The sequence below is a fragment of the Akkermansia sp. KLE1798 genome (genome assembly GCF_001580195.1).
Taxonomy (GTDB): domain Bacteria; phylum Verrucomicrobiota; class Verrucomicrobiia; order Verrucomicrobiales; family Akkermansiaceae; genus Akkermansia; species Akkermansia biwaensis.
Window position 1 is genome coordinate 1 of the sequence record NZ_KQ971095.1, and the last position, 22,789, is coordinate 22,789.

General features: G+C 56.5%; 22 protein-coding genes and 1 tRNA gene. 6 read left to right on the forward strand and 17 right to left on the reverse strand.

Annotated elements, in window-relative coordinates; genetic code table 11:
- Both HMPREF3039_RS11340 and HMPREF3039_RS11345 read left to right on the forward strand, forming a co-directional pair.
- A partial coding sequence (locus HMPREF3039_RS11340) for a PEP-CTERM sorting domain-containing protein (protein WP_147550089.1) occupies positions 1-271 on the forward strand: 271 nt, incomplete at its 5' end.
- Between the two features lie 238 nt (positions 272-509).
- A complete protein-coding gene (locus tag HMPREF3039_RS11345; RefSeq protein WP_067574178.1) occupies positions 510-995 on the forward strand; it encodes a MerR family transcriptional regulator in 486 nt (161 codons plus the stop codon).
- A 6-nt stretch (positions 996-1,001) separates the two neighbouring features.
- On the opposite strand, the gene HMPREF3039_RS11350 is transcribed toward HMPREF3039_RS11345, so the two are convergent.
- From HMPREF3039_RS11350 to HMPREF3039_RS11380, 6 genes are all read right to left on the reverse strand, one after another.
- Positions 1,002-1,622, reverse strand: a complete 621-nt coding sequence (locus HMPREF3039_RS11350) for an NAD(P)H-dependent oxidoreductase (protein WP_067574185.1) — start codon at positions 1,620-1,622, stop codon at positions 1,002-1,004.
- Positions 1,623-1,829: 207 nt separating this feature from the next.
- The gene (locus tag HMPREF3039_RS11355) at positions 1,830-2,876 is read right to left on the reverse strand and encodes a carboxymuconolactone decarboxylase family protein (RefSeq protein ID WP_147550092.1); all 1,047 of its coding nucleotides are present in this window, start codon (positions 2,874-2,876) and stop codon (positions 1,830-1,832) included.
- An 8-nt stretch (positions 2,877-2,884) separates the two neighbouring features.
- A complete protein-coding gene (locus HMPREF3039_RS11360; RefSeq protein WP_082770247.1) occupies positions 2,885-3,463 on the reverse strand; it encodes a flavodoxin in 579 nt (192 codons plus the stop codon).
- Positions 3,464-3,929: 466 nt separating this feature from the next.
- A complete protein-coding gene (locus tag HMPREF3039_RS13905) occupies positions 3,930-4,739 on the reverse strand; it encodes a hypothetical protein (protein ID WP_147550095.1) in 810 nt (269 codons plus the stop codon).
- A 111-nt stretch (positions 4,740-4,850) separates the two neighbouring features.
- Positions 4,851-7,940: a multidrug efflux RND transporter permease subunit gene (locus HMPREF3039_RS11375; protein ID WP_067574170.1), complete on the reverse strand. Its 3,090-nt coding sequence runs from the start codon at positions 7,938-7,940 to the stop codon at positions 4,851-4,853.
- Positions 7,941-7,950: 10 nt separating this feature from the next.
- On the reverse strand, positions 7,951-9,102 hold the full coding sequence (locus tag HMPREF3039_RS11380; RefSeq protein WP_067574181.1) for an efflux RND transporter periplasmic adaptor subunit: 1,152 nt from the start codon (positions 9,100-9,102) through the stop codon (positions 7,951-7,953).
- Between the two features lie 286 nt (positions 9,103-9,388).
- Here HMPREF3039_RS11380 and HMPREF3039_RS11385 point away from each other — a divergent pair, with 286 nt between their 5' ends.
- The gene (locus HMPREF3039_RS11385; RefSeq protein ID WP_067574168.1) at positions 9,389-10,201 is read left to right on the forward strand and encodes a MerR family transcriptional regulator; all 813 of its coding nucleotides are present in this window, start codon (positions 9,389-9,391) and stop codon (positions 10,199-10,201) included.
- Positions 10,202-10,283: 82 nt separating this feature from the next.
- On the opposite strand, the gene HMPREF3039_RS11390 is transcribed toward HMPREF3039_RS11385, so the two are convergent.
- The 8 genes from HMPREF3039_RS11390 to HMPREF3039_RS11425 all read right to left on the reverse strand — a co-directional run bounded on the left by HMPREF3039_RS11390 (position 10,284) and on the right by HMPREF3039_RS11425 (position 17,982).
- Positions 10,284-11,420 (reverse strand): metallophosphoesterase, encoded by a 1,137-nt coding sequence (locus HMPREF3039_RS11390; protein ID WP_067574165.1) that lies wholly within the window; start codon positions 11,418-11,420, stop codon positions 10,284-10,286.
- Positions 11,421-11,606: 186 nt separating this feature from the next.
- Positions 11,607-12,452 carry an aldo/keto reductase gene (locus HMPREF3039_RS11395; protein ID WP_067574180.1) on the reverse strand — a complete coding sequence of 282 codons (846 nt, stop codon included), beginning with the start codon at positions 12,450-12,452 and terminating at the stop codon, positions 11,607-11,609.
- Between the two features lie 68 nt (positions 12,453-12,520).
- Positions 12,521-13,525 (reverse strand): DUF362 domain-containing protein, encoded by a 1,005-nt coding sequence (locus tag HMPREF3039_RS11400; RefSeq protein ID WP_067574163.1) that lies wholly within the window; start codon positions 13,523-13,525, stop codon positions 12,521-12,523.
- A gap of 45 nt (positions 13,526-13,570) precedes the next feature.
- Positions 13,571-14,761: a MalY/PatB family protein gene (locus tag HMPREF3039_RS11405; protein WP_067574161.1), complete on the reverse strand. Its 1,191-nt coding sequence runs from the start codon at positions 14,759-14,761 to the stop codon at positions 13,571-13,573.
- Complete coding sequence (locus HMPREF3039_RS11410; RefSeq protein ID WP_067574159.1) at positions 14,758-15,630, reverse strand: DUF3737 family protein; 873 nt, start codon at positions 15,628-15,630, stop codon at positions 14,758-14,760. Before HMPREF3039_RS11410 ends, HMPREF3039_RS11405 begins: the two co-directional genes overlap by 4 nt.
- Before the next feature lie 393 nt (positions 15,631-16,023).
- Complete coding sequence (locus HMPREF3039_RS11415; protein ID WP_067574157.1) at positions 16,024-16,212, reverse strand: hypothetical protein; 189 nt, start codon at positions 16,210-16,212, stop codon at positions 16,024-16,026.
- Between the two features lie 33 nt (positions 16,213-16,245).
- Positions 16,246-16,782 (reverse strand): flavodoxin family protein, encoded by a 537-nt coding sequence (locus tag HMPREF3039_RS11420; protein WP_067574155.1) that lies wholly within the window; start codon positions 16,780-16,782, stop codon positions 16,246-16,248.
- Positions 16,783-16,800: 18 nt separating this feature from the next.
- Positions 16,801-17,982: an iron-containing alcohol dehydrogenase gene (locus tag HMPREF3039_RS11425; protein ID WP_082770248.1), complete on the reverse strand. Its 1,182-nt coding sequence runs from the start codon at positions 17,980-17,982 to the stop codon at positions 16,801-16,803.
- Between the two features lie 416 nt (positions 17,983-18,398).
- On the opposite strand from HMPREF3039_RS11425, the gene HMPREF3039_RS11430 reads away from it, so the two are divergent.
- Positions 18,399-19,148, forward strand: a complete 750-nt coding sequence (locus HMPREF3039_RS11430; protein ID WP_082770249.1) for a DUF1796 family putative cysteine peptidase — start codon at positions 18,399-18,401, stop codon at positions 19,146-19,148.
- A 527-nt stretch (positions 19,149-19,675) separates the two neighbouring features.
- Here HMPREF3039_RS11430 and HMPREF3039_RS11435 read toward each other — a convergent pair.
- From HMPREF3039_RS11435 to HMPREF3039_RS11450, 3 genes are all read right to left on the reverse strand, one after another.
- A complete protein-coding gene (locus HMPREF3039_RS11435) occupies positions 19,676-20,110 on the reverse strand; it encodes a hypothetical protein (protein ID WP_067574150.1) in 435 nt (144 codons plus the stop codon).
- Between the two features lie 117 nt (positions 20,111-20,227).
- Positions 20,228-20,719: a hypothetical protein gene (locus tag HMPREF3039_RS11440; protein ID WP_067952137.1), complete on the reverse strand. Its 492-nt coding sequence runs from the start codon at positions 20,717-20,719 to the stop codon at positions 20,228-20,230.
- 437 nt (positions 20,720-21,156) lie between these two features.
- Positions 21,157-21,232: transfer RNA gene (locus HMPREF3039_RS11450), tRNA-Ala, on the reverse strand.
- Between the two features lie 218 nt (positions 21,233-21,450).
- On the opposite strand from HMPREF3039_RS11450, the gene HMPREF3039_RS11455 reads away from it, so the two are divergent.
- Positions 21,451-21,726: a hypothetical protein gene (locus tag HMPREF3039_RS11455; protein ID WP_067574146.1), complete on the forward strand. Its 276-nt coding sequence runs from the start codon at positions 21,451-21,453 to the stop codon at positions 21,724-21,726.
- A 72-nt stretch (positions 21,727-21,798) separates the two neighbouring features.
- Entirely contained in the window at positions 21,799-22,416 is a 618-nt protein-coding gene (locus HMPREF3039_RS11460; protein WP_067574144.1) for a PA14 domain-containing protein, read from the forward strand.
- Positions 22,417-22,789 lie beyond the last annotated feature (373 nt).

A 22,789-nucleotide genomic window follows, 5' to 3' on the forward strand; every position in this document is an offset into this window, starting at 1 on the left:
CCTGGTGGAACTCTGCAGGGGAAGCAGGGGCAACAACGCCTCCGAATGGAACGTCTCCTACGATGTGACCGACGAACAGCTCGCGGCCATGAAGGCAAACGGCAACGGCAAGGTTTACACCGTCATCGGCAGTTCGGGGGGCACCGGCGGCAACAGCGGAACCATCCGCGATATTTCCCTGGAAGGTACGCTGGCCGTTCCGGAACCCGCAGCGGCTTCCCTGAGTCTTCTGGGTCTGGCCGCACTGATGATGCGCCGCCGCAGGGTGTAACGGAAATATAATTTCCTTCCGGTTTTCACGGAAAAGGCCGTCCCCCACGGGGCGGCCTTTTTTGTCGGAGGATTATTCCGGAAAGGCGCCCTTCCCCCCTGTTCCGGCATGCTTGCAATCTACCCTTTCTCCTTCTCGTTCCTGTTCCGGGAATCCCCTTTCGTCATGCGCCATGGTAAATGCTTGCCTTTCCATCTTCTCCGGAATATTAGAGTAACTGTAACTATTCCCCAAGACGATGATCAAGCAAAAGCCCAAACTGGGCACTTACAGGGCCTCCCACGACCGCACCCCCAAATATACGGTCAAGCAAGTGGCGGACATGATGGAAATGTCCGCCTACACCATCCGTTATTATGAGAACGTGGGGCTGATTCCCGACGTGGACCGCAGCGGCGGAAACGCCCGCATGTTTTCCGAATACACCCTGGGCTGGCTGCGCCTGGTTCACTGCCTCCGCATGACGGGGCTTCCCATTGAGGAGGTCAAGCACTACATCGACCTGTGCCAGGAAGGGGATTCCACCATTCCGGAACGGGCGGAACTCATCTTCAAGCAGGAAAAGAGCCTCAGGAACCAGCTCCGCGTGCTGAAAAAGCAGATGGAAGTGCTGAAATACAAGAAGAAATTCTATCAGGACCTGCTGGAAAACCGCAGGCCGGACAGCTGCAATCCCCTGAACCACGCCCGCGCGAACGAACCGAACATCACGCCGGAGGACTGAACGCGGTTACCGGATAAAATTGGTCCCCACGCGCGGTTCTTCCTCCGGAAGGGGCACTCCCGCCAGCTTTCCCGCTTCAATGCTTTTCAGCAGCCAGGCCATGTTCCGGCCCAGCGTCCTCATGATTTGCAGGCCTTCCAGGTCCTTGCGGACTTCGTCCGGCGTGTTCCCGTGAACCATGTTCCAGTATTGGGAGGAGACGATGGGCATGGAGCTGAACAGCAGGTATTTGTTCAACTGGTCAAGCGTGGCGGTGCTCCCCGCCCTGCGGCAACTGGTGACCGCCGCGCCGGGCTTGCCCCTGAACCGGGCCGAGGCGATATAAAATACCCGGTCCAGGAAGGAGCTCATGTCCCCCGCCGCTGAAGCGAAGTGAACGGGGGAGCCAAACACGAAGCCGTCGCATCCCGGAACTTTTTCAAGGAACAGGTTCACGCAGTCATTCCGGAAGCACTTGCCCGTTTTCCGGCATTCCCCGCAGGCGATGCACCCGGCTACCGGGTGGCTGCCTATCCAGAAAATTTCCGTTTCCACGCCGCAGCCCTCCAGCGTTCCCGCAACTTCCTTCAGCGCCGTATAGGTACACCCGTGTTCATGCGGGCTTCCGTTGACGAGCGCCACTTTCAGCTTTTTTCCGGAGGCGGCGGGAACGGTTTCCGCGGCGGATGCAAAGCCCAGCCCCAGCCCGGCTCCGGCGGCGGCCATGCCCATCTGTTTCAGGCTCGCTCTGCGCGAGATGCTGCTTGAACTATTCATCATGGATGGTCCTATTACAAAAAAGAGGGGGAAGACATCCCCCTCTTTGTCATGATCCGTTTTCTGTTCCGGGCGCTGCTATTTCCCTCCGGTGGCCTCCGCGTATTCCTTATCCGTCACGGGGCCTCCCCAGACGGTTTTGTTGGAAGCGGCTTTAGGAGTAATGCCGATGTGGACGAATTCGCTGTCCGGAGCCGCTCCGTGCCAGTGCTCCGTATTTGCCGGGATTTCCACCACGCTGCCGGGCTCCAGGCGGCGGGCCTTCCTGCCGCGCTCCTGGTAATAGCCCGTGCCCTCCGTGCAGAATAGCACCTGCCCCACGGAATGGCTGTGCCAGTTGTTGCGCGTGCCGGGGGCAAAGGTGACGTTGTAGGCGGACATGTCGTAGTCCCTGTTGTCCACCATCATGGCTACCCAGGCCTTCCCGGTGAAATTGGCGGGGGCGGGATTGCCCTTCGGGAAGGGGTCGTCCCTTCCGGCAGAGCCGGAAATATTCAGGATGGTGTCCACCTGTTCGTCCGTCAGGCCGTTGTGTTTGCCGATGCGGATGTGGGAGTTCAGCTGGCTTTCCGTGCCCTTCATGGCGGCCAGGGCCGCAATGGTGGCAAGCTCCCGGGTTTTCCAGTCAAGATTGTCGCGCCCGAAGATGTCGCCGAAGAGGTGGGCTTTCAGAAACTCGTCAATGGCCGGGGCAAACTGGAAAAGCTCGCCCTTGACCGGAGCGCCGCAGAGTTTTGTCTGGTTCTCCGTGCCGAAGTCGATGCTCCTGCCGGCCGGAGGGGCTCCGGCTTCCGCGCCCTCCCTGTCGTTGATGCCGCGCGCGGCGCGCTCCTTGGACAGCTCCATCAGGGAGCTCAGGGCGTTCAGGCTGCGGGGGAAACCGCAATAGGCATACATCTGGACGAGAACTTCCCTGATCTCGTTCAGGCTGAGCCCGGCGTCCAGCCCCGCTGCCAGGGCGGTTTTGAGTCCGTCCATATCGCCGCGGGCGGTATGGGCGCTGATGGCGGCAATCTGCCGTTCCTTTGGCGACAGGGCTTCCGTACTGTTGTTCATGGTCTGTGCTTCCGTGTGGTTCATCAGGAAAAGGAGGGAACAGGCCGTTCCCAGAAGGATTCGTTTCATCAGGCGCATTATTTGTTGATGGTGATTGTGTCATTGACCCACTTGGCCAGGGCGGCCCGGGACGTTCTGATTCCGTCGCCGGCAAAGGCGCCGCCCTTGAGGACGGCGGACTTCGGGCACAGCTTGCGGACCGCGTCCGCGCAGCGCGCCATGCCGCCGCCCCCGTGCGTCACAAAGGGAATCACCGTCTTTCCGGAGAGATCATGCCCCGCCAAAAAGGAGGAAACGGGAGGGGCGATCGTGCTCCACCAGTTGGGACTCCCGATGAACACGACGTCGTACTTCCCGATGTCCTCCACCCGGGCGCTCAATTCCGGCCTGGCTCCTTCCTGAATCTCTTTCTTGGCCTGCACGGTGCATTCCCGGTAATCGGCGGGATAAGGCTTGACAGGCTTGATTTCAAACAAGGCTCCCCCCGTTTCCTTCCGGATCTGGGCGGCCGCGTACTTCGTGTTGCCGCCCCAGGAATAATAGGCGATGAGAATCCTGGACGGCTCCGTGGAAACTTTGGGTTGTTCCTGGGCTGAACATCCCAGCCCGGTCAGGAGTGACGCCGCCACGGCGGCTATGATTGATTTGCTCTTCATGTCTGGTGTTCCGGTGAATGGTTGACCTGTGCACCGGTCCGTACCGGGCCGGTTCATCCGGGGAAGGCCGTACTCCGGCGCTTCCCCTTGTTTCCTGTTTAAAGGTTACAGTTACTGTAAGTCAACAGGATTCCATGAAAAACTTTTTCTCCAGCTTTTCCGGCAAAGATGGAATATTGCCCCATCAAAGGAAAATCCCCATGCTCCTCATTCCGGCATGAGGCGCCCACATTCATGAAGATCAACGGCTTTCTGCCGGGCAGAAAAAATTCCACGCCCCGCATGACGCGACGATGCTGGGACCGCATGCTGTTTGCCATCAGTGCACATCCGGTACGCTAGGTACGCTATTTTGATCCGTTCATGACTTCCGGTCATTTGGGAAGGCAAGCGGCTTCAGCACCTTTCACTTATCTCCAATTTGGAAAAGGAAAGGCGCGGGAATAGGGAGAATCCGGGGAGGGCCCTATTCCTTTATCCGATCAATATAAACTATTTCAGGTTTGTCCCCCTGGAACTTGAGTCCGTAAAAATTCGTGATTATTTGCGTCCTCACCTGCCCCGCTCTTTTTTTAAGGGTGAGACGGATTTTTGCCACCGCCTCATAATCAAATAAATTGTTGCCTTCCGCCTTGTTTGCCTTCACATCCAACAAATCCGTGGCAAAAATTTCATAAGGGCGGGTATGGTTTTTTATATCTTTCATGATAAAAGACTTGCCTACCTGCCCTTTATCAAAATACTTAAAAATGCGGTCCCCGAAACATGCCATCTGTCCCTCTACATTTCCGATGTTCGTGAAACGGCAATGATTTTCAACCAGCTCAAGTACTTTCTTTTCCCTGTCTCGGGAAAGATCGGCAACGGGAAAAACGGTTTCAGTTGGTTGAGGCCCTGGCGCACCTGCCACGGGCCCCTGGAATGGAGGAGGAGACCCCGGAGTCCCATTCCAACTCAAATGTTCTATATGAAAAAGATGATCTACATGGAAAAAAGAAAAGCTTACCACTCCGCCGAGAGTCAGCCATCCCAGGCCTTTTACAGTCATAAAATCCATAAATCGCAGTTTTCTTTTGGGATTGAGTTGAAATTTCGCTTGATGGGACCATATTTTAAACAATAAGTCAAACTTCAACCCCGGATAAGGGGGAATCGGCAGCATGCCGTTTTCAGCACGTTCCCGCAGCTCCGATCCCTCTTTATCAACATCAAATGTCGTTCGTTCCGCCCAGGCAGGAGAAAAATCCGGCACTCCAAAAACTTTTTCCAGCCTCACGAATCATGAAGGATGACCGGGTTCCGCAAAATCCGGGACGGGAGATATTCAACGGGGCTGCCCCGCCCATCAGCGGAACAGCCCCGTTGCACCGGAAATTCTCCGGCGGATTTACACCTTCTTTCTTTTCCCGGCCGTCAGCCGGAAGAAGAGGGGAACCAGGAAAATGGCCAGCACCGTGGCGGTGATGATGCCGCCCAGCACGCCCGTTCCCACGGCCTGCTGCGCTCCGGCGCCCGCACCGCGCGCAAAGGCAAGCGGAATGACGCCCGCGCCGAACGCCAGGGAGGTCATCAGGATGGGGCGCAGGCGCAGCTTGGCCGCCGTCACCGTGGCTTCCATCACGCCCATGCCGTCGCGGTACAGCTCCTTGGCCACTTCCACAATCAGAATGGCATTCTTGGCGGAAAGGCCGATGGTGGTGATGAGACCCACCTTGAAGTAGATGTCGTTGGGCATGTCCCTCAGGAAGACGGCCAGGAGCGCCCCGATCAGCCCCAGCGGCACCACCAGGATGACGGCAAAGGGGATGGACCAGCTTTCATACAGCGCGGCCAGCACCAGGAACACGATCAGGATGGAGAGCCCGAACAGGAGGGAGGCCTGGGAGCCGGCCTGCTGTTCTTCATAGGACTGCCCCGTCCATTCAAAGCCGATCCCCGGCGGCAGGGAGGAAGCAATCCGCTCCATGGTCTTCATGGCGTCCCCGCTGCTCTTGCCGGGAGCGGCAGAGCCGTTGATGGTGAAGGAGGGATAGTTGTTGTACCGGGTGAGCTGCGGCGGTCCGGCCGTCCATTCCAGATCGACGAAGGAGGAGAGCGGCAGGAGGCTGCCCGATTCGTTGCGCACGTGCAGGTCCTCAATGTCATCCCCGCTCAGGCGGCTCTTCCCGTCCGCCTGGATGATGATGCGGCGCACCTGGCTGCCGTGCATGAAGTCCCCCACATAGCTGGAGCCGAACATGACCGCCAGGGAGTTGCTGATTTCCGTCATGGGCACGCCCATGGAAAAGGCCTTGTCCCGGTCAATGGAGACGCCCAGGCGCGGCGTGTCCGCCTGGCCCATGAAGTGGACGTCCGCCAGGCTGGAGTCCGCAGCGGCCCGGCTGAGCAATTCCTCGCGGGCTTCCACCAGGCGTTCGTAGCCGATGCCGCCGTGGTCCTGGAGCCGGAAGTCGAATCCGGAGGAGTTCCCCAGTTCCGGCAGGGCCGGCACGTTCATGGCCAGGACAAACATCTGGGGGTCGCTCATGAAGCGGTCGTTGATCCGGTTGACAATTTCACCGACGCCCAGGGCCGGGTCCGTGCGTTCGCTCCAGTCCTTCAGGCCGACGAAGAGCATGGCCATGTTCGTCCCGCTGCCGAAGAAGCTGAAGCCGCCCACGGAATAGACGTGTTTCACCGGTTCGTTCTTCATCAGGTAGTCTTCCACGTCGCGCAGGCGGGCGCCCGTCTCCTCCTGGAGGGTGCCGGGCGGCAGGGAGACAAGCACCATGCAGCTCCCCTGGTCTTCCTCCGGAAGGAAGGAGGAGGGCAGCGTGAGGTACAGGTACCCCGCCCCGGCAATGACGAGGACGTACACGAAGAGGGAGCGGACGGGGCGCCGGATGATGCCGGAAACGGTTTTTCCGTAGCGTTCCGTAGAGCGGTTGATCGTCCTGTTGAACCAGCCGAAGAAGCCCCTCTTGTCCTGGTGCTCCACGGAAGAGGGCTTCAGCATGGCGGCGCAGAGCGCGGGCGTCAGGGAAAGGGCCAGGAACGCGGAGAAGGAGATGGAAACGATCAGGGTCACGGAGAACTGGCGGTAGATGTTGCCCACGGCTCCGCTGAAGAAGGCCATCGGGATGAACACGGACACCAGCACCGCGGTAATGCCCACGATGGCGCCCCCGATCTGCTTCATGGCCTTGACGGTGGCCTGCCGGGCGTCCAGCCCCTCCTCCTGCATGATGCGCTCCACGTTTTCCACGACGACGATGGCGTCGTCCACCAGGATGCCGATGCTGAGCACCATGCCGAACATGGTGAGCATGTTGACGGAGAATCCGGAAATCCACATGACGGCGAAGGTTCCCAGCAGGGCCACGGGAACGACGAGCGTCGGAATCAGCGTGGCCCGGAAGTTCTGGAGGAACAGGAACATGACCAGGAACACCAGGCCGATGGCTTCCAGTAGCGTGGAGACCACCTTCCGGATGGAGATTTCCACAAAGTGGGTGGTCTCATACGGGATTTGGTAGGAAACGCCGGGAGGAAAATCCTTGGACAGTTCGTCCATCTTGTCCCTCAGCAGCCCCATGGTTTCCACGGCGTTGGAGCCGGGGGCCATCTTGATGGCCATGCCGGTGGCGGCCAGTCCGTTGCACCGGGAGAAGAAGGAGTAATTGTTGGCGCCCAGCTCCACGCGCGCCACGTCCCCCAGCTTGACGGAGGAGCCGTCCGGGAGCGTTCTCAGCGCAATGGCTTCGAAGTCCTCCGGCGTGTGCAATTCCTCGCTGGCCACTACGCTGGCGTTGATCGGCGCGTTTTTGGAGACCGCCGCGCCGCCGATGTCCCCGATGATGATGCGCTCGCTCTGGGAAGCCACGGCGCTGACGATGTCCGTGGGCGTGAGCCGGAGGGCTTCCAGCTTTTCCGGATCCGGCCAGATGCGCATGGACATTTCCGCCCCGAACAGTTCCACGCGGCCCACGCCCTTCACGCGCTTCAATTCCGGAATGAGGCGGGCGGAGGCCAGTTCCCCCAGTTCCGTGCCGTCCAGCTCCCCGTCGGAGGACAGGGAAATGACGGCCTGGATATTGTTGGAGGATTTTTCCACGAACACGCCTTCCCTGCGTACGGATTCCGGCAGGCGGGATTCCACGATTTTCAGGCGGTTCTGGACTTCCACGGCGGCAATGTCCGGGTCCGTCCCCTGCTGGAAGGTGACGGCTATTTCCACCATGCCGTTGGAGTCGCTGGTGGCGGACATGTACAGCAGGCCCGGCGCGCCGTTGATTTCCTTTTCAATGACGGCGGTGACGGCCTCCTCCGTAATCTGGGCGGAGGCCCCCGGATAAGTGGTGCGGATGGTGATGACGGGCGGAGCGATGTCCGGGTACTGCGCCACGGGCAGCATGGGAATGGCCAGCAGGCCGACCAGGGAGATCAGCAGGGCCACCACCCACGCGAAAATGGGACGGTTGATGAAAAAGTCAGGCATGGTCTGGCGTTCAGTTGGAGTTTTCCAGGGGAGCGGCCTCTTCCTTCACGCTCACTTTCATTCCGGGCCGGAGGAACATTGTCTTGCTGGTGACCACCCTGTCCCCGTCCTTCAGGCCGGAGGTGACCAGCCATCTCTTTTCATTCATGGTTTCCGTCGTCACCGGGCGGTTTTCCAGAATGCCGTCCTTCCCGACGACCAGGACGGAGGCGCCCTGCGCCGTGCGCATTACGGAATCCCTCGGCACGGAAAAGACATGGTTGCGGACGGCCTTGTCAAAGACCACGCGCACGTAGCTTCCGGGAAGCAGTTCGTGGTCCGGGTTGGGGAACTGCGCCCTCATTTCAATGGTGTCCGTGCCGGGGTCCACCGCCATGTCCGAGAAGAAGAAATGGCCCTTATGCGGGTATTCCTCTCCGTTGGGGAGCAACAGCCGGACCTTGATTTCTTCCAGCGGTATTTCCTTCCACAGGCCGGAAAGAATGGCCCTGCGGAGTCTGCTGCGCTGGGAGGCGGGGGAACTGAAACGGACGTAGATGGGGTCTATCTGCTCCACCGTGGTCAGGTGGGTGAACCCGTTCTGGTCCACCAGCGCCCCCTTGGTGACCAGGGCGCGGCGCACCCGCCCGGAAATGGGAGCCGTCACATTGGTGTATTCCAGGTCCAGCCGGGCCCGTTCCAGGGCGGCCTTCGCCGCGGCGTATTCCGCACGGGCGCGGGCTTCCTCCGCCACGGACTGCGTGTGCTCCCGGCCGCTCACGGCCCCCTTGGAAACCAGGGCGGAATACCTTTTGGCCTTGTCCTGCGCATCCGTCAGTACGGCCTGCGCGCGGTCCAGGGCGGCCTTGCACTCGTCCAGCGCCGCCTGAAGCGGCTCCGGTTCAATCTTGAACAGCAGGTCGCCCTGTTTGACGTTCTGCCCTTCCTGGTAAAAGCGTTCCTGAATGATGCCGGTGACGCGTGCGCGCACCTCCGCCTGAAGGAAAGCCTCCATGCGGCCGGGCAGATTGGAGGTGACGGGGATTTCCTCCCCGCGCACCGTCGTCACCGTCACTTCAGGCTCCGGCATCATCATGGAGTCCTGCGCGCTACCGTCGTCCCGGCAGGAAGAGAGGAGCGGCCCCGCGGCAAGAAGTAAAGAGAAAACAAATTGGGATTTCATTTGGCAAACAAGGTTGAACATGCCGGAAAAAGGACATTTGTCATGCACTCTTTTTCCATGGATCATGCAGTGAGGTCTATGCTATAAACCCTCCCATAATAGGAGGGTCAACACGAAATTCCGCAATGCAAATTTTTCCCTTTGCGCAGGAAGGGATTCTGAAGCCTAATCTTTATAAAAACGGTAACTAGGGAATTATATAAACGACTGTTTAATAATTTATTATATTTCTCCATAACATTCATGCCGGGTACTTTCTCCCCCTTTTAAACTATTTCTGCCATACATGGACAAAAAACATTTGCTGACCATCGGAAACATCTCCAAACAGACCGGGGTCCACATCAAATCCCTCCGTTACTACGACAAAATAGGCATTCTGCCGCCAGCCCATGTGGACACGGAAACAGGGTACCGCTATTACGATTTCTCCCAAATCCAGCTCGTGGAGGCCATCCAGTTGTGCGTGGAGCTGGATATTCCGCTGAACCGGTTTACGGAATTCCTGACGGAAGATAAGAAGAGCATCCGCTACGGCAAGCTCATCGCGTACGGGTCCATGCTGGCGGATGAAAAGATCCGTGCCATCAATACCAAGCTGCACATCCTGGACGAGATGCAGAAACACATCCGCCACGCGGAGAACTACCGGTTCCACAACGGCCCCATCAAGCTGGCAATTCCGGAAAAATACTGCTGGGCTCTTCCCTACCGCGGAAGGCAGCGCAGCACGGAATACCACCTGAAATTCAACCGCGCGCTGGAGGACATCAGCCGCCGCGGACTGAAAACAGGATCGGAAGCGGGCATCCTGATGATGAGCCGCGGCGGCGTCACGGAACGCTTCCTTTACATTGAGGTGGACATGGAGCAGTCCCGCGAGCCGCTTCCGGAGGAAATCATTCATCTGCCGGAACTCTCCTGCGTCTGCATGAAAACGGACCACAGCGACATTGAACAGGCCGCCTTCCTGTTCCCGGACCTGTTCAGCCGGGAATACGACCGGATTGTGATGGAAACGGAGCTGTTCCCGGACCATTACTATTTTTCACACCCGCATTATGAAATCAGATGCTCCGTGCCGAACGGCGGGGCATGAGCCCCGGCGCTCCTGAACAAGCTGTTCCGGGGACTTTCACCGTCCTCCCGGAAGAATCTCCCGGCTTACACGTGCCCGGCCGTCATTCCCTTTTCAGGCGGATCAGGACGATTTCCGCGGGAACGCCGATGCGGACCGGAAAACCGTTCCATATCCCCGCCCCGTTGGAAACGTACAGTTTCATGGAACCCACCCGGTACGGTCCGGAAACAAAGCCGTCATTGAACCGCGCCACCAGCCGGTCAATTCCGGTGATCATGCCGCCGTGCGTATGGCCGGAGAGCTGGAGGTCCACGCCCTGCCGCTCCGCCTCACGGGCAAGGCGCGGCTGGTGGGAGGCGAGAATCCGGACCTTCCCCGGCGGCGCTCCTTCCAGCGCTCTGCCGATATCCGGCTCTTCCCTGCCCGTCATTCCGGCCACGGGGTCCGTCACTCCCGCCAGAACGACGTTTCCGCCGCCCGTCAGGACATGTTCGTTGGGAAGCATCCGGACGCCGAGCGTCGGAAGAAATTCCATCCATTCCTCATAGCCGGAATAATATTCGTGGTTGCCCGGAACGCCGAACACGCCGTACCTGGCTTCCAGGTCCGCAAGAGGACGCAGGTCCTCTCCGTGCACCGGAACCGTGCCGTCCACGAAGTCCCCGGCAATCACGACAAGGTCGGGATTCAGCGAGTTCGTGCGCTGCACGATCCTGCGAATGCGGTCGGCGCGCGTGATGCCGTCCGCGTGGAGGTCCGCCAGCAGCGCAATCGTCATGCCGTCCGCCTCTTCCGGCAGATGGCCGACTGTAATCGTTTCTTCCCGCACACCCGGCACGGTGGTCCCGCCGATGACGCCCACGGTTGCGAGCACGGCGGAAAGAACCAGCAAACCCAGGTTCACCCTGTTGACGATGGTGCGGAAGCGCTCCGACCTTTTTTTCCGGAGGCAGAACAGCACCAGGCGGTACAGTCCGCCCATGATGTCGGCGGCCAGCAGCAGGAAGAAGAACAGGAACAGGACGGAAAACAGCCACGCGGCGGCGAGCAGCAGCCACTCCGGCAGAACCGGGGAGAAAAACATGGGGCCGCCGAAAAAGTGCAGAAGGTGGAATTTGAACGCCGCCACGGCCAGCAGCGCTGAAAGCGCCGCCTTCCATCCCCAATGCAGGCGCAGCGGCAGGATGGCCCGCCAGAAAATGTAACCCGCAAGCAATGCTTCAAAAATCAAGATCATGTGTTTGTTCCATTCATGTTACTGCATTCCGCCGCACCCCGCAAGAACGGGAAGCGGCACAGGGACTTGTGGAGATCCCTGCACCTTCAGGGGCGGGAGTTCCCGGAGAGCTTTTCATGCCTTCCCCGTGGATGGGCCTTTTTGTCCGGGCCGTTCCTTTTCCCTGCCGGAATGCGCCTCATCCTTTCATTTTCCGTAATTGATCAGGAATTCCACCGTTGCGGGGTCTTCATGGGAAAAGAAGAGGCTTTCTCCTCTGTCCAGCCCGGCGATGGCTTCCATGTCTTGCGGGGAGAGTTCAAAGTCAAAGATATTGAAATTTTCCACCATTCTCTCCCGGTGGGTGGATTTGGGAATGGCAATGATGCCCTGCTGGACCAGGAAGCGGAGGGCGACCTGGGCCGCCGTCCTGCCATACTGCGCGCCGACGGCTTTCAGCACTTCATTGTCGAAAAATCCGTTGCGCCCTTCGGCAAAGGGCCCCCAGGATTCCAGGCGGGTGCCGTACTTCTTCATGACCTCCCGTATCTGGACCTGCTGGTGGAAGACATGCGTTTCCATCTGGTTGACGGCCGGCTTGACCTCGCAGAATTCCGCCAGATCGATAAAGCGGGCCGGATAGAAGTTGCTGACGCCGAGGGCGCGGATTTTTCCGGCGCGGTACGCCTCCTCCATGGCCCGGTAGGTCCCGTAATAGTCGTTGAAGGGCTGGTGGATGAGCAGCAGGTCCAGATAGTCCGTGCGCAGCTTGTTCAGGGATTCCTCGATGGAAGCCTTCGCCTTTTCATAACCTCCGTTGGAAATCCATACCTTGGTGGTGATGAACAGTTCCCCGCGGGGTACGCCGCTCTTTTCCGCCGCACGGCCCACGGCTTCCTCATTGCGGTAGGCCTGCGCCGTGTCAATGGAACGGTAGCCGACCTCAATCGCGTCCAGCACGCAGCGTTCGCATTCGGCGGCGTCCGGTATCTGGTAAACGCCAAAGCCCAGAACGGGCATGGCTACTCCGTTATTCAGGATGATTTCTGCCATCATATGCTTTCTGTGAATTCTCTTGTCAGGAGGCCGTTCTGCGCGGCCTTTTTATGTAAAACGCGTTTTTACAGTTGCAGTTCAACCAGTTCATACTTTTTGCTGCCCATGCCGATCCGCTCGGCATGGTCCACCGTATGCTGGCCGTTGCGGCTTTTAATGCGCTCAATCAGGGGCTTGCTGTTGTTGCCTTCCGACGGCTGGACGGCATGCACCAGATCCAGGCTTGCCTGGTCCAGGGCAACCGGATCAAGCGACGCCAGAATGCCGATGTCCTTCATTTCTGGGTCATGGGGGTGGGCGTCGCAGTCGCAGTCGATGGACAGATTGTTCATGACATTGATGTAAAGTATCTTGTCCCCGAAGTAGTCCGCGACCGCCTGGGCGGACGCGGCCATGGATTCCAGAAAGGCGTCCTGCTCGCCCAGATTGCTCCATACCTTGGAAACGTCCTGCGTTTTCCCTGCCGAATGGATGTACGCCTTGCCGGCGGCGGAAGCCACGCCGATGGACTGGTTCTTGAGCACGCCGCCGAAGCCGCCCATCGCATGCCCCTTGAAATGGGCCAGGTTGATCATGAAATCATAGTTTTTCAGATGGTCCCCGACGATGTCGTACTGGAGGTGCTTCTTGTCCTTCACCGGAAGGTGGAACTCTCCCTCGGCATCCATGATGTCCACCTTGGCGATGTCAAGGAACCCGTGGTCCTTGGCGGCCTGCATGTGGGCCTCCGTGCTGGAACGTTTGCCGCCGTAGGCCGTGTTGCACTCCACGATGGTGCCGTTTACTTTGCGCACCAGGTCCCCGATGAGCGACGGCTGGAGGAAGTTGTGTCCTCCGGGCTCTCCCGTGCTGATTTTGACGGCCACCCTTCCGGAAGCCGGACGTCCCAGGGCCTCGTAAATCTTCACGAGGCTTTCCGGGGTTATCTTTTTGGTCATCAGGACTTTTGACGCCCCGGCCGGTGTGGAGCTTCCGTGGGCGGATTCCGGCAGAATGCCGGCCGCCGCCAGGGAGGCCAGCGCCGCGCCGGAGGATTTAAGCCATGACCTTCTTGTGATCGTATCTTTCATGATGAATTGATTGCTGATTGTTGATGGTCTTTTCTCTTCCTGTCTTTAAGAGCGCATGGGACCGCCTCCGCGTTCAGCATCGCCGAAGGTTTTGAAAATTCCTTCCAGCCCCCGGAGCAGCAGTTCCCTGGGGCAGGCGATGTTGAGGCGGATGAAGCATCCCTCCGTTTCTCCGTACATTTCCCCGCTGTTGACCATGACGCGGCCTTCCTCCATCAGCTTTCCGGCGGCTTCTTCGGAAGAAATGCCCAGCACGGAACAGTCTATCCAGACCAGGTATGTCCCTTCCAGCGGCAGAACATGGAACTGCGGCAGGCGCTCCCGGAAAAACTCCCGGACCGTCTCGTAATTCCCGTACAGGTAACGCTTCAATTCCTCCAGCCATTCCTCCCCCTCCCCGTACGCCGCGACCAGGGCGTCCACGGCGAAGGAGTTGACGTCGCACACTTCATTGACGTTGATGGCCCTGTCTATCCTTTTCCGCACTTCTTCATCCGCCGCGACGATGTTGGCTATCTGAATCCCGGCCAAATTGAACGCCTTGCTGGGGGAAATGCAGGTGACGGAATGGAGGAGGGCTTCCTCCGAAAGGGAGGCGAAAGGCGTGTAGCGGTAGCCCGGATAAACCAGCTCGCAGTGGATTTCATCCGCCACCACAAAAACGCCGTTTCTCAGGCAGATGTCCGCGATTTTCTCCAGTTCCTCCCGCGACCATACGCGCCCCGCCGGATTGTGGGGATTGCACAGAAGCATGAGCTTCACGAAAGGATCGGCCGCCTTGCGTTCCAGGTCTTCAAAGTCAATCGTGTAAACCCCGTCCTCGTACCGCAGGTGGTTGTACTCCGCCACGCATCCGTCATTGCGGATGGAGGAGAAGAAACAATTGTACACCGGCGTCTGGACAAGCACCTTGTCTCCCGGCTCCGCCAGGGCCTTGATGACGGCGGAGAGGGCGGGCACCACTCCGGTCGTGTAAATGATCCAGTCCGGATTGATCTTCCAGCCGTGGCGGCGTTCAAACCAGTCCGTGACCGCCTCGTAATAGGCGGAGGGAACCCGCGTGTAGCCGAAAATGCCGTGGGCCGCCCTTCTCTTCAGGGCCTCCGTGACGGCGGGAGCCGTGCGGAAGTCCATGTCCGCCACCCACATGGGCAGGATATCCGCCTGGGGAACGGAATCCCATTTGTAGGAATTCGTTCCCCGGCGCGGTATGACGGTATCAAAATCGTACTTCATGCGGCCTCCCCCGGCTGGACGTTTCTCGTTTCAATGGAGCAGTTCCCCGGAGCCTTGCAGTGGGCGTCCAGGATGATTTCCCCGTACCCGTCCGCCACAATCCGGCCGCTGCGCGGGTTCCTCACGCTGGGGACAACTCCCTTGATGCCGGCCTGGACGGAGGAATATTCAAAGCACAAGTCCGCATCCTCCGCAAACGTGCAGTTCTCCAGAACCAGGTTTTCCGCATAACAGAGGGGCTGGGTTCCTGAAATCCGGCAGTTGACCAGCCGCAGGTTTTTGGAGTGCCAGCCCAGGTACTCCCCGTCCAGCACGGAATCATACACGATGACGTTTTCCGTGTTCCAGAAGGCGTCCTTGGAATGAATTTCCGCATGGCGGATGACCACGTTCCTGCAATACTGGAAGGAGTAATTCCCGTTCAGCCGGAAGCCGTCTATGCGGATGTCCGCCCCGTGCATGAAGAAGTAGTCCCCCCTGTCCGCCTCCACGTGCCGCAGATCCGCGTTGCGGCAATGCCAGCAGCATTCCTGCGCATCCGTCAGGATCACGTTCTCCAATACCATTCCCTCCATGTCGCGGAACATTTTGGGGGCTTCCACACGGGTATCCTTCATGTGCAGGTTGCGGGAATACCAGATGGCGGCGCGGGCTCCCTCCCTGAACAGGCAGTTTTCAATCAGAAAGCCGTCATTATGCCAGAAAGGGTACTTGCCGTTGAACTCGCACTGGACGGCCTCCACGCCGGAGCATTCCTTCAGGGCGGACTCTCCGGGAAGAATCGTAACGTTTTCAAGCCTCAAATGGCGGGAGGCGAAGAGGGGGCGCTCCCCCTCGTAGGAAGTGTTTCTAATCGTTCTTTTACTCATGGCGATAAGGTTTTATGAAATGTTTTCCTCGGCGGGATGAAATCCCGTTCCTTCCCTTTTCCGGGGAAAGGAAAAATGTCTCAAGACATCTTTTGCGTCTTCTGTTTCCTGTATTCCACGTTAATGGTTATAGTAACTGTAATGCAAAATATTTTTTCATTCTTTTTAAGAAAAACAATAATATATTGATATTCAATCTATTTTATTGTCATGAAATAAGTAAAAAACCAGAAGAACCATCAGAATCACCCTCCGTTTTTCCGCCACGTGAATTCTTCCGTCCCGGGGGAAGCATGACACACGGGCAAAAGCACAGGCAACCCGGTGAAATGCGCTGCTCCGGCGCCCCCGGCACGGCATGCGTACGGAGGCGCCGGACATTCGCGCTATCTCTCACCTCAAGGTTTTCATGCCGATGACGTACCGGAATTTCACCTTTCCGCCCCGGATATTCCGGTAGGCTTCATCCACAGTCTGCCCCTGGTGGAAATCCGGCAGCCGGGCTCGTCTGCGGACGGGAAAAAGCCACGCATACAAGCGGACGCGGCGATGACCGCCATGATGAGTGATGTTTTCATGCATGGGGTTCCATGCATTGCCGTCACGGGAACATGCCTAGACCCTTATTCCCATGATTCTGGCCTGCTTCATGGCGGGGAGTTGTCTGATTTCTCCCGCCTTCCAGGCTCCGGTGCCGTAAATCACGCCTTTTTCCTCCGCCCCTTCCAGGCAATCCAGAAATCCGCGGAAACATTCCACGGTGCGTTCCATGGCGGACCGGTCATCCTCCGCTGCGGCCAGAATGAAATAAAATTCCTTGTTCCGCATATCCAGATAGCGGGGAACCGTACGGTCAATGAACGTTTTCATCTGGGCGCACAGCGTGTAGAAATACACGGGAGTGGCCAACACGATGACGTCCGCTTCCAGCACCTTGTCCAAGAGGTCCGCCATGTCGTCCTTCTGGAGGCAGACATGGGTATCGTTGCAGGCGCCGCACCCGCGGCAGTAATGGATGGTTTTGTCCGCAAGCCGCACCTTCTCCACCCGGTGTCCGGCGCTGCGGGCGCCCTTCGCGAACTCGTCGCACAGGAGATCGGAATTGCCGCCCTTGCGGGGGCTGGAAGAAATGATGAGAATATTCTTGTTCATGGTTCCTTGAGACTTACTTTATTTAAATGAGTTGCGGTAGATGGAAACGCAGTCCTCCGCGGTCAGTTCGCAGCGGTCGCACAGGAACAGGAACTTCATCGTTTCCCGGGCATTGGCGGCCATCTTCCCGAACTCGGCCGGAGCAATGCCGTAGTCGGACATCCGGAGTCCGGCCACGCCGCAGTCTTCCTGAAGCCTCGCCAGCGCCGTGATAAAGTCCATGGGTTCCGCCGCTTCCGGCATCCCCATCGCACGGGCCATGCGGATGAAGCGTTCGTCGGCAACGTGCCGTTCAATCAAGTGCGTGAAGTAGGCCCTGCTGATCATGATGAGGCCCGCGCCGTGAGGGAGGTCCTGATGGTAGGCGGACATGGCGTGCTCCAGAGAATGCTCGCTGGTGCAGCGGCCCACGCACATCACGTAGCCGGAAAGGGTGTTGCCGAACGCGACATGCGTCCGGGCCTCCAGGTCCGTCCCGTCCCTCACCGCCCGGGGCAGGTAGCGGCTGATGTTCTCAATGGCCGTCAGGGCATACATGTCGCTCATCAGGTTCGTGCCGTTGGAAACGTAGCCTTCCACGCTGTGGAACAGGGCGTCGAACCCCTGGAAGGCCGTCAGTTCCGGCGGAACGGTGAGCATCAATTCCGGGTCCACGATGGAAAGGACCGGGAACAGGTCCGAATGGACGAAGCCGGTTTTTTCATGGGTTTCCCCGTTGGTCACCACGGTGCCCGCATCCGCCTCAGACCCGGTGCCCGCCGTCGTGGTAATGGCTACGAGAGGAAGGGGCTTGCGGACGACCGGAAGCCCCCTGCCCGTTCCGGACGGAATGTAATCCCAGTAATCGCCGCCGTTGGCCGCCATCAGGGCGATGGACTTGGCGGCGTCCATGCAGCTTCCCCCGCCCAGCGCGATGACGAAATCGCAGCTGTGTTCCCGGGCGAACTCTCCCCCGGCGTTGACGGTCGATTTCAGCGGGTTGGGCTCCACCCGGTCAAACACGGCGTATTCGACGCCCGCCAGGTCCAGCAGACCGGTGAGGCGGTCCAGATAGCCGTTGGCCCGCGTGGACTTTCCGTTGGAAATGACGATCATGGCCTTGTGGCCGGGCAATGGCTGATCGTGCAGATGGTCCAGCTGCCCGGCTCCGAAAAGAATCCGGGTAGGCACATGCATGTTGAAACTCGTATGATTTGACATAGTGACAGATTGGTTTGACAGCCCTTCCCCCCGTCTCCGGAATTCCCGTTCCGGCATGAGATGGAGAAGAACTGCATATCCATCTAAAACGTTACACTTACTCTAATGGAAGAAAAAACGTGAATTTATTTTTGTGATATATATAAAACTTTTATTATAAATATATTTTATAATTTATTCGCATTTTGAAAAAATATTCCATCCCTCAATATTTCCTTCAATTTTTCGATTAGACGCGGGAAATGGCCCGGCTGAATATCTTTTACTCTTCATCGGAATACCACCAGGCGAATTGAAAAGACGAAAAAGACTAACAAGCAGAAACCTTAACGAAACTCCCGCCGGTACCCGGACAGTCCTTTTAGGATAGACAAAACCCACCGGCCATTTTAATAGTTGGAGGTTCTCCATGTAATATGAATAAAGTCACTACCTCTCCCTCAAAAAAATTTGTTTCCTTTCTGCGTTCAGGTATTCGCAAAATTGTTTACCGTCCTACTGCTGTCGATTTTGTTTTCAGCGCAGGAGCTGCCTGCCGGACTGCCACCATGCTGCGAAGGGTGAACATGAGAACATTCTCTTCTCCCCTGGGCTGGATGTTCCGCTATGACCTTTCCCTGTATTCGGATCTTCTGCATAAAAGAGAATTTGATCTGTTCCGGGAGTATGAGGAGAATGAGGAATCGCCTTCCGAACACAGAAACGTCAGAGACCTTCGAACGGGAATGATATCCCTCCATCATTTTACAAAAAACCAAAGCATTCAGGAACAATTGCCCGATTTTCACGCCACCATGAACAAAAGGCTGCAGCGTCTGATCTCCGAGATTCAACAAAGCAAGGACGTCGGGATTGTCATGAACCGGGACATTCCCGCTGAAGAAATAAAAGAATTCATTGATTCCTTGTCCCGGCTGTCGCCCTCATGCGCATTTCATGTGCTGAACGTACGCCATTCAGAAACGCAATCCCGGGTAACATGGAAAAAAGTATCAGGAACGGGCAGGCATTCCATACGGGAGGTCTGGTTCAATGATACCCATCCAGCCGGAAACATGGAAGACGGGAATGCCGAGTGGTGGCTGGGCAATTACCGCATTTGGAAAAAAATGCTGATACGAGCCTTTGTCCTCCGTAAGAAAAAGCAGAAGGAAGATAAGGTATAACTTGTTTCAAAAATTTAGAAAAAACAAACGTACCTCACGCAGACAGGTGAACTGAAGTTCCGCGTTAAAAAGAATAAATTGGGTACTCGATCAAATTTCAGGTCTAATCAGGAAGAGAACATGGCGTGCCTATCCCGATCATGGCCAGCATCCCAGCGTAAAAGACATTTTTCGCCTATTTCACCCGCATTGGCGTTCTACAATATTTTTCAGAGCTATCATAGAGTGTTGATTATATACTGCTTTTACCTGTCACGTCGAAAAAAAGTGAGTATGATCTGCATGAATTAAGAAGCATTTTAAACCGTTGTTCCCTACGCTGGTATAGCTACGATATCTCCTACGTAATACGCCTGATTCACGCTTGCTTTATGGAGTTTTACAAAAAAGCCGGCTCCGCTCTCCACTTGAAAAAAACCATCAACGTATATTCTGCGCAGCTGCTCGGACTGAAAACTTCTTTGAACGCTACCCTCATCTCCCGGACTCCTTTATTTATTGTTCTTGAAGGCTGAACACGCTTTTTATCACTGATTCTTTTTTAAATAATCTTTGATTTCAAAAATATAAGAACCTATTATTTCCACTGCCGTTTTGTGCAGTACCGGCCCCCATAAGCTCATGCTGCCTTCAATTTGTTCTACTTTATCTTTACTAAATGAAAATGTTACTACGACATCCAGCTTTTGTTCTGTAGTAAATGAATAAATGGGAGGCGCTGTTGAATTTTTGCTGTCCTGTATTTGAAATACGAATTCTTTTATTCCTTCTGAAATTTCGTCTGAAAGAGTGTTAATATGCACTTCCGCATAGATATATTCGCCTATTTGCTCTGTTTTTATTTGTTTTATCGGGCAATTCTTATTTCCAATGCAATTTTTAAGTTCGAATAAACTGGCGCTGGCACTTAATTCATTGGCCGTAAAAAGAAATGCTGATATCAGGATAGGGAGTATTTTCATAAAATAAGAGGGTAGGAAGGAGTGTTTAAGATTTTTTTCTTATAAGATATTCATATTGTTTTATGAAGCCATTAATTGCCTTAATCCTGTTTTCAATTGTTTTCTTGTAATGTTAAGTTATTTCCATGCTTCCAACAGGGAACTGCTCGGCATCCCTATCGTGTGGTTGCTTTCTTCATGAATTTCCGGAAAAGGCAGCGGACAGGGTTCTGGAGAGGAGAACGACCCGGCTTTTAAGGGTATCAGCCGAAAGAGCAATCCATTTGATATAGGCTGGTGTTGTTTTTTATATATTATAACTACAGGAATTTTCACAAGGAGAACGGCAAGAAAGGCTGGTTCTCCATTAACAGAGTGTTTGTAGCACATGCCAAATGCCAAAGCCAACTTTTTGTTATCAAAAATCTTCTCGTTATACGGCGCAATAGGCCAATCCCCCTGTAACAAGGGATGTAGGATACAGGATGGTGGGCGTTCGGGTTTGTTATACGGAAGACGGTCTTTTTCCGCATAGAAATCCCTGCTTTTCTTAGAAAAACGCCCGCTTCCCTTCGCGGAGCCGAGGGCGGCCCTGGCAATTGTTTGTTCCTGAACGTTGACGTATTCCAATTGGGCCTTGATGCGGACGGCAGCGTCTTCCTCAAAGTCGTGGCTTTCCTCCGTGGTGACGACGCCCGTGAGCGAGAGAGACGAGAAGTAGAATTTGTTCCAGGAGGTGGTGTCTTCCGTTCAGAGCGTGAAGGTGGAGATGCCGGAGAAGATTGAAGCAAACGCGGGCTGCCCCCGGAGGAACGGAGCGTATGAGCCGGAAAGCGTGGGGGAAAGAGCGAGTTGTCCTGCGGTATGCTGCTGCGGAAAATCAACGGATCTGAACCGGGCAGGAGATGGAAGGAAGAATGATGAAGACACCTATTTTATCATGCACCTTCCGGCGTAACTGCCAATCAGTTGTGGAAACAGGTGGCTGTATTCGGGCTTGCACTGCACTTCCTAAAAACAGACGTACCGCAAGTATTGAATATCAATAACCTGCGGTACATGAAATCTGGTGGAGCATAGCGGGTTCGAACCGCTGACCTCTTCAATGCCATTGAAGCGCTCTACCAACTGAGCTAATACCCCTTTGACTTTCGTCTTGGTGTGTCCCGTAGAGGACGGAGGGAAATTAGCATGATCATCATGCCACCGCAAGTTTTTTCTGCAAAAAAAACGTTCGCGGCCACTTTTTTCCCGGAAATGCCGGGCCTCTGCGGCGGCAGGCAGCGGACTTGCGGAAAATCGGGACAGCCGGGGAAATATGTTTGAATGGGGTTCCGGCCTGTTTTAACCTTTCACAAAAGATGAAACGGCCTATTTCTCTCCACCGCACTCTTGCCGCCACGGCGCTGGCGGCCTTTTTTCTTGCAGGTTCCCTCCAGGCCCAGGAGCCGACCGGGATGGAAAAGGAACCCTCCGGGACGGAAGAGTCCGGCATTTCCACACCGCGCCGGGTTGCCGGGCTGGGCGTGCTCGCCTTCCTGATTGGCTGGATGGTCTGGCGGAACGGTTCCCGCCGCCACCGGGACGCCGGACAGGATACGGAGACCGGCAATGATGACACCGGCCCCAAAGAATGACGCCGTTTCTGAAAGAATGATTCCATGCCGCCCGTAGTCGTTGCAGAGAGCATCCCCTCCACCCGACACTGCATGAATGTTTTTCTTATCGTTCTGAGCCTTCTTTTCTGCACAGCCCTGGCAGGAACAGCCGCCGACTCCCCCGCGGAGGAGTTTCCCTCCGGCGTGGTTCAGGAGCTGTGGTTCGGCATTCCGGGAGGTTCGGTAAAGGATTTGACGCACCAGAAGGTTTTTGAAAGGCCTTCTTCCGACATCCGGAAGATCGTCCGGCTGGACGCAGAAAATCTGGGCGACCAGTACGGAGCCCGTTATTCCGCCCTGCTCCGCGTCCCGGCTACCGGAGAATACCGCCTTTATCTGTCTTCCGACGATTCCGCCGAACTGTGGCTGGGCAAGGACGCCACCCAGAAGGACATGAGCTGCATTGCCACCGTGAAGGGATATTCCGACCGCCATAATTGGACCAACCAGCCCAACCAGTCATCCGAACCCGTTCACCTGGAAGCGGGCAAGTTTTACTTTCTCCAGGTGATTCACAAGGAGGACGGCGGTCCGGACCACATGTCCGTAGCCTGGTCAGGCCCCGGCATCCCCCAGCCCGTGCTGGTTCCCGCGTCCGCCCTGTTCCTTCCTCCCGGCATGTTGCCGGAGGAGAAGCCGCAGCCCCAGAATCCGAGTCCGGCCGAATAATTTCATCAGGCGGAGGCCATCCCCGGTTTCTCCTGCGTCCCATGCATTCCGTCTGCCGGAAGATGGCAGGGATTCTCCATTTTTCTTATAAAAGAAATGAGTAGGTGCAGCCGCATTTACTCATTTAGAGAGGAGAGCTTCCCCCCCCCTTTTCTTCTTTCCGGTGTGGTTCCGGTAAGCCCATCCGGAAGTTTCCAGCGCCTTTTCCAAGATTCCCGTTGATTGATTATTCACATATTATACACATTCTATTAACATTTCTCTTTTTCCGGACGTCATCCTTCCCAATAAAAACTTGCAGACACTCAAAGCCGTACATCCTGAATCACGGTAAAATCCTTTCCCCGGTTTCCGCATCCCCGTGCTGAGACAA